Source organism: Acinetobacter sp. YH12231, from assembly GCF_013417755.1.
In the GTDB taxonomy this organism is placed as follows: domain Bacteria; phylum Pseudomonadota; class Gammaproteobacteria; order Pseudomonadales; family Moraxellaceae; genus Acinetobacter; species Acinetobacter amyesii.
Genome location: NZ_VPDJ01000007.1, coordinates 187,197 through 198,024, shown reverse-complemented (window position 1 = coordinate 198,024; position 10,828 = coordinate 187,197). Strand labels below are relative to the sequence as shown.

Below are 10,828 nucleotides of genomic sequence, written 5' to 3'. Positions count from 1 at the left end.
TGAAAACCTTCAAAATTCTTGCTGAGCGATATCGCAATCGAGGCAAAAGACTAGCATTAAGATTCAATCTAATTGCTGGAATTTATAACTTGGAGCTGAGTGAAAAATGACTTATGAAAGAAATCTACTAATCTGAGAAACTTAACTTCGAATTTGTCATATACAACAGGATTCATCAGATTTTCATTTAGCACCTGAAATACATAAAAATCTTCATTGGTTAATTTAATATTGAGTTTCATTTTATTTTTTATATCAAGATTTATTTGCTAAATATTATATCCATCTCGATTTAAGTTGTATATTTGAACATAAAAAAACCACCCTTTCGGGTGGCTCTTTCAATCTCGAACAGCGTCTTATTGAGCGCGGTTTTTGATTTTGCGGATGGTTTCCAACTGAGCAGCAGTTTCTGCAAGAGCAGCCAAAGCAGCAGCTGAGTCCAAGTCGCTCTTTTGATTTGCTAACAATTGTTCAGCTTGTTTACGAGCTTCAATAATTGCTGCTTCATCAAGGTTGTCAGCACGTACTGCAGTATCTGCAAGTACAGTAACAACGTGCGGTTGAACTTCTAGTACACCACCTGATACATAGATTAATTCTTCTGTACCATTTTCAAGCAGAACGCGGATTGCGCCCGGCTTGAGCAAAGTTACTAGTGGCGCATGGCCAGGCATAATACCCAACTCACCACCAGCACCTTTAGCAATTAGCATAGTTACAGTGCCAGAGTACAAAGACTCTTTAACACTTACAACGTCACATTGCATAGTTGACATGAGAATCTCCTAAATTAGGTAACTAATTAAAGTTTCTCAGCTTTAGCAATAACTTCGTCAATACCACCAACCATGTAGAACGCTTGTTCTGGAATGTGGTCGTATTCACCAGCTAGAAGACCTTTAAAGCCACGAATTGTTTCTTTAAGCGGTACAAGTTTACCAGGAGCACCAGTAAACACTTCAGCTACGTGGAACGGTTGAGAGAAGAAACGTTGGATCTTACGTGCACGGTATACAGTAAGTTTGTCTTCTTCTGCCAATTCGTCCATACCAAGAATTGCGATAATGTCTTTCAATTCTTTGTAACGTTGAAGAACGTTTTGAACTGAACGAGCGATTTCGTAATGCTCAGTACCCACTACAAGTGGATCTAACTGACGTGAAGTAGAGTCAAGTGGATCGATCGCTGGGTAAATACCAGAAGATGCGATGTCACGGCTCAATACAACAGTCGCGTCCAAGTGAGCGAAGGTAGTCGCAGGCGATGGATCTGTTAAGTCATCGGCAGGTACGTATACCGCTTGGATTGACGTAATAGAACCAGACTTAGTAGACGTAATACGTTCTTGAAGAACACCCATCTCTTCTGCAAGAGTCGGTTGGTAACCTACTGCAGATGGCATACGACCTAGAAGTGCTGATACTTCAGTACCCGCTAGTGTATAACGATAGATGTTGTCGACGAACAATAGAACGTCACGGCCTTTACCGTTTTCGTCTTTTTCGTCACGGAAGTACTCAGCCATAGTCAAACCAGTCAACGCTACGCGTAAACGGTTACCTGGTGGCTCGTTCATCTGACCGTAGACCATTGCTACTTTGTCTAGAACGTTAGAGTCTTTCATTTCGTGATAGAAGTCGTTACCTTCACGAGTACGTTCACCAACACCAGCAAACACAGATAAACCTGAGTGAGCTTTTGCGATGTTGTTGATCAACTCCATCATGTTTACAGTTTTACCAACACCGGCACCACCGAACAGACCAACTTTACCACCTTTGGCGAACGGGCAAAGTAAGTCAATGACTTTAATACCAGTTTCTAAAAGGTCAGTAGAAGCCGCTTGTTCTGCATAAGAAGGCGCTTGACGGTGAATTGGTAAACGAGTTTCAGTACCAACAGGACCAGCTTCGTCGATAGGGCGACCAAGAACGTCCATGATACGACCTAAACATGCAGTACCTACAGGTACAGAGATAGGCGCGCCAGTGTTAGTTACAGTAAGACCACGCTTAAGGCCTTCAGTAGAACCCATTGCAATAGTACGAACTACGCCATCACCAAGTTGCTGCTGAACTTCTAATGTAGTTTCAGTACCATCAACATGGAGAGCGTCATAGATCTTAGGAACGCTGTTACGTTCAAACTCGACGTCGATAACCGCGCCGATGATCTGAATGATACGACCGCTACTCATTGCTGTCTCCTCAATTCAAACTAATAATGTTAAACGGCAGCGGCACCACCAACGATCTCAGAGATTTCCTGAGTAATCGCGGCTTGACGCAGCTTGTTATAAATAAGTTGTAGGCTCTTGATCAATTCACCCGCGTTATCAGTTGCAGCTTTCATTGCAACCATACGAGCAGACTGTTCACATGCGATGTTTTCAATCACACCTTGATAAACCATAGACTCAATGTAACGAACCAATAAACCATTTAGAAGCTCTTCAGCTTCTGGTTCATAGATATAGTCCCAACCGTATTGACGATTTAGGCCTTCGCTTTCCTCAGCAGCTGCTAAAGGAACAAGCTGTTCGATTTTTTGGTTTTGAGTCATGGCGTTGACAAAGCCGTTTGACACTAGATAAATACGATCTAACTCGCCTTTATCAAACGCGTCTAACATCACCTGTACAGAACCAGTTAACTGTTCAAGACTCGGAGCATCACCTACGTTTGTAGTTGCACCAAGAACTTTACCGCCGTAGTTTTTAAAAAACGAAACCGCTTTTTGACCAATTAAAGCAAATTGAACTTCAATTGACTGCTCTTGTTGCTGTTGTACGTGTTTGACCACTTTTTTGAACAAGTTAATGTTCAAACCACCAGCAAGGCCGCGATCTGAAGAAACAATGATATAGCCAACGCGCTTTACAGGACGTTCAACCATATAACGGTGTTTGTATTCAGGGTTCGCTTGTACCAAATGAGCAATTACACGGTGCATATTTTCGGCATACGGACGGCCTTGAGCCATGCGCTCTTGCGCACGACGCATCTTAGAAGCTGCTACCATCTGCATCGCGCGAGTAATTTTCTGCGTGCTTTTGATACTAGCTACTTTGGCGCGAATTTCTTTTAAATTTGCCATACGCTTAACCTAGTATTCGAAAGCCCTTTCGAGCTTCCGAAGGTTGATCCGTGAACCAAACCAAAACCAGATTCAACACAGTTGAATCTTAGTAAGTTTGAGTCGCTTTAAAGCTTTCAATACCTGCTTTGATTGCTGCTTCGATTTCTTTATCGTAAGCACCAGTCTCGTCAATTTTTTGCATTAACGCAGCATTTTCTGAACGGAAGTAAGAGATCAACGCAGCATCAAATGCAACGATTTTCTTCACTTCTACGTCAGCCATGTAGCCTTCGTTAGATGCATAAATTGAAACAGCTTGGTCAGCAATTGAGTATGGAGCATATTGTTTTTGCTTCATAAGCTCAGTTACACGTTGACCATGTTCAAGCTGTTTACGAGTTGCTTCGTCAAGGTCAGAAGCGAACTGAGCAAACGCAGCTAATTCACGGTATTGCGCAAGAGCGGTACGGATACCACCTGACAATTTTTTGATGATCTTAGTTTGAGCAGAACCACCAACACGTGATACAGAGATACCCGCGTTCACAGCAGGACGAATACCTGCGTTGAATAATGATGTTTCTAAGAAGATCTGACCGTCAGTAATCGAAATTACGTTTGTAGGTACGAATGCAGATACGTCACCGGCTTGAGTTTCAATAATCGGTAATGCAGTTAATGAACCAGTTTGGCCTTTAACTTCACCGTTAGTGAATTTCTCAACGTAGTCAGCAGATACACGTGAAGCACGTTCAAGTAAACGTGAGTGTAGATAGAATACGTCACCAGGATATGCTTCACGACCTGGTGGACGACGTAGAAGCAATGAAATTTGACGGTAAGCAACAGCTTGTTTAGACAAGTCATCATAAATGATAAGCGCGTCTTCACCGCGGTCACGGAAGTACTCACCCATTGTACAACCAGCATACGGAGCAAGATACTGCATCGCTGCAGGATCAGCTGCAGCAGCTGCTACAACAGTTGTGTACGCCATAGCGCCAGTTTCTTCTAGCTTACGCACAACGTTAGCGATAGTCGATTGTTTTTGACCAATTGCTACGTATACACATTTAATGCCAGAATTTTTCTGAGCGATGATCGCATCGATCGCCATAGCTGTTTTACCAGTTTGACGGTCACCGATGATCAACTCACGTTGACCACGACCAACAGGGATCATTGTATCTACTGATTTATAACCAGTTTGTACAGGTTGATCCACTGATTGACGCCAAATTACGCCTGGTGCTACTTTTTCAACAGCATCAGTAAGTTTTGCGTCAATAGGGCCTTTACCATCAATTGGGTTACCAAGAGCATCTACTACACGGCCTAAAAGTTCTGGACCAACCGGAACTTCTAATACACGACCTGTGCAACGAGCTTTTTGACCTTCTTGAAGGCTTAAGTAGTTACCTAAGACAACGGCACCCACTGAATCCTGTTCTAGGTTCAGTGCCATACCAAATAAGCCGCCGTCGAATTCGATCATTTCACCGTACATTGCATCAGCAAGGCCGTGAATGCGCACAATACCGTCGGAAACCATAACAATGGTCCCTTCGTTCTTAGCGGTCGCGCTGGTGTCCAGATCGCCGATACGCTGTTTAATGAGCGCACTGATCTCGGATGGATTCAGTTGTTGCATTGCGCTATACCTCAATCTTTTTAAAGTTCAGTCTTCGAGCTGTTAAGCAAGAAGACGAGTCCGCATTTTTTCAAGCTTGTTAAGCGCAGAATCATCTATCACTTGGTCGCCTGCACGAATAACTACACCCGCGATTAACGCTGGGTTAACTTCTACAGAAACATTTACGGCAGCTTCGAATTTTTTCTCTAATGCATGCGCAAGTAATTGTTCTTGTACAGAAGTCAATGGGAATGCAGATTCAATTACAACATCCACAGTATTGTTATTCTGTGATTTGAGCTGTTCGTATTCTTCTGAAATTTCAGGAAGAAGTGCCAGACGGTCATTATCGGCAAGCAATGTCAAAAAGTTTGACACTGCTGCAGTCTGGTCTTCACCTAAAACTTTTGCGAAAACACTTACCTGCTCAGCAGGAGTAAGCTCAGGGCGATTTAGATAAGCTGAAAATGCTTCGTCTTGCACCGCAGCACTGAGCAAGTTCAATGCATTTGACCAAGTGTCAGTTGCATTTTGCTCAGAAGCGTAAGCAAATGCTGCTTTAGCGTATGGGCGTGCCAACGTCAAGAGTTCAGCCATAATCCGCCTCTCTTAAAGTTTAGCAGCCAGCTGAGTCAGCATGGCATTGTGAGCTTCTGCGTCAACTTGCTGGTTCAGAATTTTTTCTGCGCCAGTAACTGCAAGAGCAGCAACTTGTTGACGTAATTCTTCGCGAGCAGCATTGATTTCAGTATCAACAGCTTCTTTAGCTTGTTGACGAATACGCTCACCTTCAGCCGCAGCTTGAGTACGCGCTTCTTCTACCAATTGCGCACCACGACGGTTCGCTTGTTCGATCAATTGAGCCGCTTGTGCTTTAGCCGCGTCTAATTCAGCTTTCACTTGTGCTTGCGCATCCGCAAGGTCAGCTTTTGCTTTTTCAGCAGCGTTTAAGCCATCAGCGATTTTACGCTGACGCTCACTAATCGCATTGATTAGTGGTGGCCATACAAACTTCATGCAGAATGCGACAAAAATCGCAAATGCAATCGCTTGGCCAATCAATGTGAGGTTGATATTCATTGCTATTCCTCAATAGTTTAATTTAGGAATTAAGCTGATTAACCTACAAATGGATTAGCGAAGATGAAGAACAAGCCAATACCAACACCGATCATAGGCACAGCATCAAGAAGACCTGCGATTAAGAACATACGAGTTTGAAGTTGTGGAGCCAATTCTGGTTGACGAGCAACAGCTTCTAAGAAACGGCCGCCTAGAAGACCAAAACCAATCGCAGTACCTAAAGCACCAAAAGCGATCAAGATAGCAGATGCAATTGCAACTAGACCTAAAGTGAGTTCCATGATAATTCCTCAGAGGTTAGGTTTATACCAAATTAAGTTAAAAAATTGTGTGCCCAACCACCCTTTGACAGTTGAGCAATACCATTAATGCTTTTCGCTAGCCATACTCATATATACGATAGTCAACATCATGAAAATGAATGCTTGTAACGTAATAACAAGAATATGGAAGATCGCCCAAGGCACAGACAACGCCCACTGGATCCAGAACGGTAGTAATGCGATCAAGATGAAGATCAACTCACCCGCATACATGTTACCGAACAGTCGAAGAGCCAATGAGATTGGACGTGCAATAAAAGTTACTAATTCAAGAATAATGTTTACTGGAATAAGTAATGCTTTTAAAACTGGGTTACTTGGGTTAAATGGGTTAAGTGCAAATTCTGCACCGAATCCGACAAGACCTTTCTCACGGATACTATAGAAAATAGTTAACGCAAATACTGATAATGCCATACCCAAGGTAATGTTAGGATCAGTAGATGGAACGATTTTGAAGTAAACGTGGTGAGGATCCATACCAAACACGTTAGCACCGATCAATTGAGCTGTATAAGGAATCCAGTCAACAGGGATCAAGTCCATCAAGTTCATGAGGAAAATCCACACGAAGATGGTCAATGCTAACGGCGCGATTAAGCGCGATTTGCCATGGAAAGTGTCACGGACACTTGAGTCAACGAACTCGATAATCATTTCGATTGCAGACTGGAACTTGGTCGGAACACCAGAGTTTGCAGCTTTCGCTACAACCCAGAACAACAAACAGAAAACAATACCAAGGCCAATAGACCAACCCATTGAATCCAAGTGAATAGCAGTGAACCCCATCTCTTGAGCTTCTTTAGCAGTCTCAGCTAACTTCCAAGTACCATCTGGCATTTTGCCATAGGTCAAGTTAGTCAAGTGATGCTGAATGTACTCGGTCGAAGTAAGGGCATGTTCTTCAGCAGCCATAAATCACACCTGGTCAATGTCAAAACTAATAGAGAAAACGAATATCGCGTGCTGCCTGATATCTCGTTACTCTCCAAAAAACTTTTCAATTTTTTGTTGTGTTTATACTCGTTTTTTTAAGCGTGTTGCCCAAAAAGGAGCGACCCACGACATACTTTGTACGAGCATAAAACCACAAAACAATGCCACCGCTGACAACGGCTTGACATTGATCAAAATCAAAATGAATCCAACAATCACGATTGCAAACTTGCCCATTAAGCCACGATACATGTTTGACAGCACCTGTTTAGAGGCACGGGCACCAGCCGCACGAAACGACTGCCATGAAAAGTAGCTACTTGCTAGCCAACATACCAACGCACCCAAAGCTGCACTATATGCTGTGATTGTGTCTTTAAGGACCCAACCAATCAGGGCTGAAACAGGAATCATTACTGCTTGTAAGATGACTAAAGCTTTCGCTAATCGTCGATCAATCATGCGACTAGTTCGACTCATTTTTGTTCACTCACAGCAATTCTGCTTGACAAGTTTAACTGATGATTATTTTTAATCGCAGGCATTATAGAGTTACACCCCTTAACTTGCAATCTTTTCCCGACCTTAGTCGTGTTTTTTTAAATTGGCAAACTGCTTTCAAACTAATCAATAGTTGTTTATTTTTTACTTTACTTTCGTGCATTTAGTGTGCATTTCAGGGTTTCATCAGCCAACATCTTCCATGCTGTTACAAAATCCCCTGCCCCACTCATCGTTTCGTCAACCGGCTGAAAGACGATACCACCGAGCTTTTGATACTGATTTTGGCTGGCATGTGCTTCTGCAAGTAAGCATACTTTTGGCTGCGCGCGATGGTCTTTCAGGTATTTGATTTGTGCCAATGTCGGCGCGACATGTGGATCATCTGTCAACGCACCGGTAAATTTCAAATTCAGTGAGCGCTCAAGATATTGATAGGCATCGTGGTAAGACCAGTAAGGTTGAGCACGGCTCGACACATCAGTTTTTTGTGCAGTGACCAAGAGTTTCTGCGCAAATGCACGCGCATTGGCCCAATATTTTTCACGATGTTCTGGAAACTGTTGTGAACGTAAAGCAGCAATAAAAAAGCCGATTCGAACCGCATTGTTTGGTTCAAGCCATACATGCGTATCGATTGTGCCTTTTAATGCATTGCCACGGACATCACGTAATGGCAAAGCACTGATAATACCTGAGTCTAAAATAGCGATACTTTTGCCACTTCCACCCAACATTTTTGCCAATGGTGCTTCGTGCGCGTGACCTAACCATAAAACGAGATTGGCATCTTGCACGGTTTTACGGTGTGCAGGCGTCAAGCTCACATCATGTCCAGATTGATGGTCAAGCAGTAATTTCGGTTGCTCTACACCCTTAAGTACATCCTTTGCGATTAGATAAATCGGTTGTGTAGAAACAACGAGACCTTGCGCCCAGCTCATCACACTGAATAAAGCTAAACTACAAAAAAGAATTACACGGGACATGGGGAGAGAGCACCATAAAATGAATGGTGTTATAATATAACAAAATCGTAAAAAAACCTACGTCTGTTCGTAAGTCCTTACGCTTCATGTTAAGATTTAAAGTCTTTTTCTTTATACAGTTTCGTACTCGAGGTTGGCTATGAGCGCATGTTCACACGAACATCATAATGCTTTGCATGGTGTACACGATCATCATAATGTCGAACAGCGCCTTGCTGAAGCTGAGAGTCTCTGTAGCGCGACGGGTGCTCGACTTACGCCCTTGCGTAAAGAAGTATTGGAACTGATCTTGAACGCAACGGGACCAATGGGTGCTTATGACCTTTTGGCTAAAATCAAAAGTGAGTCTGACCGACCTGCAGCGCCACCGACGGTATACCGTACGCTGGATTTTCTGCTTGAAAAAGGTTTGATTCACCGTCTAACGTCGATTAATGCTTACATCCCGTGTTGTCATCCGCGCGAAGGACATCAAGCCGCATTCCTGATTTGCACCGATTGTAAAATAGTCAAAGAAGCATCTGCTCAAGGCTTGATGGCGCAACTTGATGAATTGTCTGCATCCGATGGTTTTACTGCACATCACAGTATTATTGAAATTTCAGGGATCTGTCAGCAGTGCCGCAGCAAACACTAAATATGAAGCCCATTGTGGCTTTAGAGCATGTTCATGTCCGAATCGATGAACGTGACATTTTAAAGAATGTAGATTTCGCCTTACACGAAAAAGAAATTGTCACCTTGATTGGTCCCAATGGTGCAGGCAAATCCACACTCATCAAAGTGTTGTTGGGTATTGTAAAACCTGTCTCCGGCAAGGTGATCAGCACACAAAAATTAAAATTCTCATATGTGCCACAAAAATTTAATCCATCACACAGCTTACCGCTACGTGTGTGTGATTTATTGGCCCTAGAAAAATGTGATGCCAATATCAAGCAAGAAATAATTCGTGATACAGGCATTGCCAAGTTGCAACAATCTAAAGTTCAGCAATTGTCGGGCGGCGAACGTCAACGTGTATTGATTGCACGGGCTTTATTGCGTCAACCGAATGTATTGGTTCTGGATGAACCTATGCAAGGTCTGGATATCCAGTCTGAAGCAGAACTGTATGACTACGTGCGTAGCTTGCCAGAAAAATATGGCTGTGCAGTTTTGATGGTTTCTCATGATTTACAGTGGGTAATGCAAGGAACACATCGTGTGGTTTGCCTCAATAAGCATATTTGTTGTAGTGGCTTGCCTGAAAATGTCCAGCAACATCCTGAATATCAAGCGATCTTTGGGACAAACCGTGTGTTCTATCAACACCACCATGATCACTGTGCACATGGCGATAGTGCAACGCCTTGCCAGCATGACTCTCGTCCCCATATTCACCCTGAACCGGAAGCATAATCCATGATGGAATGGCTACAACTCCTTTTGCCAGCATGGATCATGGGCACTTTGCTGGTGTTCCTGACTGCGCCGCTTGGCTGTTTAATGTTATGGCGTCGCATGTCATTTTTTGCGGACACCATGGCACATGGCACTTTACTCGGTGTCGCCATTGCCGGTGCGATGAGTCTACCGCTTTGGACAGGCGTTACATTGATTGCGCTCTTATTGGTTGCAATCTTATGGGTGTTACACGACCCTCGCTTACCCAATGACGCTTTGCTCGCGCTTTGTTCTGCAACACTCCTGTGCTCAGGCTTACTGTTCATACAACATTTGCCAAGCTTAAGACCTGAATTACTCAGCTATTTATTTGGTGATTTACTCACTATTTCTTGGTCAGATTTGCCTGTCTTTGCAATGGTGATCATTGTGGCACTGACCGTGCTGTATAAAAGTTGGCAATCGCAGATTCAGATTGCCATTGACCCCGATATTGCGGTCAGTGAAGGTGTCAGCGCCAAATGGCAACGTCTGATTTTTATGTTGTTACTGGCCTTATTTACCGTATTGGCTTTACGTGCTGTCGGCTCATTGCTGATGGGTGCACTGTTAGTGATTCCTGCATTAACCGCTCGTTTATTGGCAAATTCTCCGAAGCAAATGGTACTGTGGTCTTTCATCATTGCCCAAGTCGGTGTAACTGTAGGTTTATGGTCAAGTGCTGGTTTAAACACCTCTACAGGACTGACCATTGTATTAACTATGGCGCTGCTCTTTGCCCTAATTTTTATTATGCAAAAATTTAAGAAAGTGGCTTAAGTAGCAACGTTCATTGTTCAATTCGCGACATATCAAAAAAAAGCCATGCAGTTGCATGGCTTTTTTTGCACGTC

At 43.3% G+C, this 10,828-nt stretch carries 13 protein-coding genes and 1 pseudogene; 4 read left to right on the top strand and 10 right to left on the bottom strand.

The features are described from left to right. Positions 1-110 (top strand): annotated as a pseudogene (locus FTV11_RS05565) (IS5/IS1182 family transposase); the annotation flags it as partial. A 249-nt stretch (positions 111-359) separates the two neighbouring features. Here the strand turns inward: FTV11_RS05565 and FTV11_RS05560 are convergent. The 10 genes from FTV11_RS05560 to FTV11_RS05515 all read right to left on the bottom strand — a co-directional run bounded on the left by FTV11_RS05560 (position 360) and on the right by FTV11_RS05515 (position 8,549). After that, positions 360-779, bottom strand: a complete 420-nt coding sequence (locus tag FTV11_RS05560; RefSeq protein ID WP_078191472.1) for a F0F1 ATP synthase subunit epsilon — start codon at positions 777-779, stop codon at positions 360-362. A 26-nt stretch (positions 780-805) separates the two neighbouring features. After that, complete coding sequence (atpD, locus tag FTV11_RS05555) at positions 806-2,200, bottom strand: F0F1 ATP synthase subunit beta (protein WP_180055678.1); 1,395 nt, start codon at positions 2,198-2,200, stop codon at positions 806-808. A 29-nt stretch (positions 2,201-2,229) separates the two neighbouring features. Continuing rightward, positions 2,230-3,099 carry a F0F1 ATP synthase subunit gamma gene (atpG, locus tag FTV11_RS05550; RefSeq protein WP_078191474.1) on the bottom strand — a complete coding sequence of 290 codons (870 nt, stop codon included), beginning with the start codon at positions 3,097-3,099 and terminating at the stop codon, positions 2,230-2,232. A gap of 88 nt (positions 3,100-3,187) precedes the next feature. Further along, positions 3,188-4,732: a F0F1 ATP synthase subunit alpha gene (atpA, locus tag FTV11_RS05545; protein ID WP_078191475.1), complete on the bottom strand. Its 1,545-nt coding sequence runs from the start codon at positions 4,730-4,732 to the stop codon at positions 3,188-3,190. A gap of 42 nt (positions 4,733-4,774) precedes the next feature. Continuing rightward, the gene (locus tag FTV11_RS05540) at positions 4,775-5,311 is read right to left on the bottom strand and encodes a F0F1 ATP synthase subunit delta (RefSeq protein ID WP_180026141.1); all 537 of its coding nucleotides are present in this window, start codon (positions 5,309-5,311) and stop codon (positions 4,775-4,777) included. A gap of 12 nt (positions 5,312-5,323) precedes the next feature. Next, a complete protein-coding gene (locus FTV11_RS05535; protein ID WP_078191477.1) occupies positions 5,324-5,794 on the bottom strand; it encodes a F0F1 ATP synthase subunit B in 471 nt (156 codons plus the stop codon). Between the two features lie 38 nt (positions 5,795-5,832). Then, positions 5,833-6,078: a F0F1 ATP synthase subunit C gene (gene atpE, locus FTV11_RS05530; RefSeq protein ID WP_000424060.1), complete on the bottom strand. Its 246-nt coding sequence runs from the start codon at positions 6,076-6,078 to the stop codon at positions 5,833-5,835. An 84-nt stretch (positions 6,079-6,162) separates the two neighbouring features. Beyond that, positions 6,163-7,038, bottom strand: a complete 876-nt coding sequence (atpB, locus tag FTV11_RS05525; RefSeq protein ID WP_078191478.1) for a F0F1 ATP synthase subunit A — start codon at positions 7,036-7,038, stop codon at positions 6,163-6,165. Positions 7,039-7,140: 102 nt separating this feature from the next. Further along, positions 7,141-7,539: an ATP synthase subunit I gene (locus tag FTV11_RS05520; protein ID WP_078194025.1), complete on the bottom strand. Its 399-nt coding sequence runs from the start codon at positions 7,537-7,539 to the stop codon at positions 7,141-7,143. A 170-nt stretch (positions 7,540-7,709) separates the two neighbouring features. Continuing rightward, on the bottom strand, positions 7,710-8,549 hold the full coding sequence (locus tag FTV11_RS05515) for a metal ABC transporter solute-binding protein, Zn/Mn family (RefSeq protein WP_180026142.1): 840 nt from the start codon (positions 8,547-8,549) through the stop codon (positions 7,710-7,712). A 139-nt stretch (positions 8,550-8,688) separates the two neighbouring features. Between FTV11_RS05515 and FTV11_RS05510 the strand changes: the two genes are divergently transcribed. From FTV11_RS05510 to znuB, 3 genes are read left to right on the top strand one after another with little or no spacing between them, the layout of a single operon-like run. Then, positions 8,689-9,186 (top strand): transcriptional repressor, encoded by a 498-nt coding sequence (locus tag FTV11_RS05510; RefSeq protein WP_078191481.1) that lies wholly within the window; start codon positions 8,689-8,691, stop codon positions 9,184-9,186. Positions 9,187-9,188: 2 nt separating this feature from the next. Further along, positions 9,189-9,950: a zinc ABC transporter ATP-binding protein ZnuC gene (znuC, locus tag FTV11_RS05505; protein ID WP_078194027.1), complete on the top strand. Its 762-nt coding sequence runs from the start codon at positions 9,189-9,191 to the stop codon at positions 9,948-9,950. A gap of 3 nt (positions 9,951-9,953) precedes the next feature. After that, positions 9,954-10,754, top strand: coding sequence for a zinc ABC transporter permease subunit ZnuB (gene znuB, locus FTV11_RS05500; protein WP_180009577.1), 801 nt, complete (start codon positions 9,954-9,956; stop codon positions 10,752-10,754). Positions 10,755-10,828: the final 74 nt, after the last annotated feature.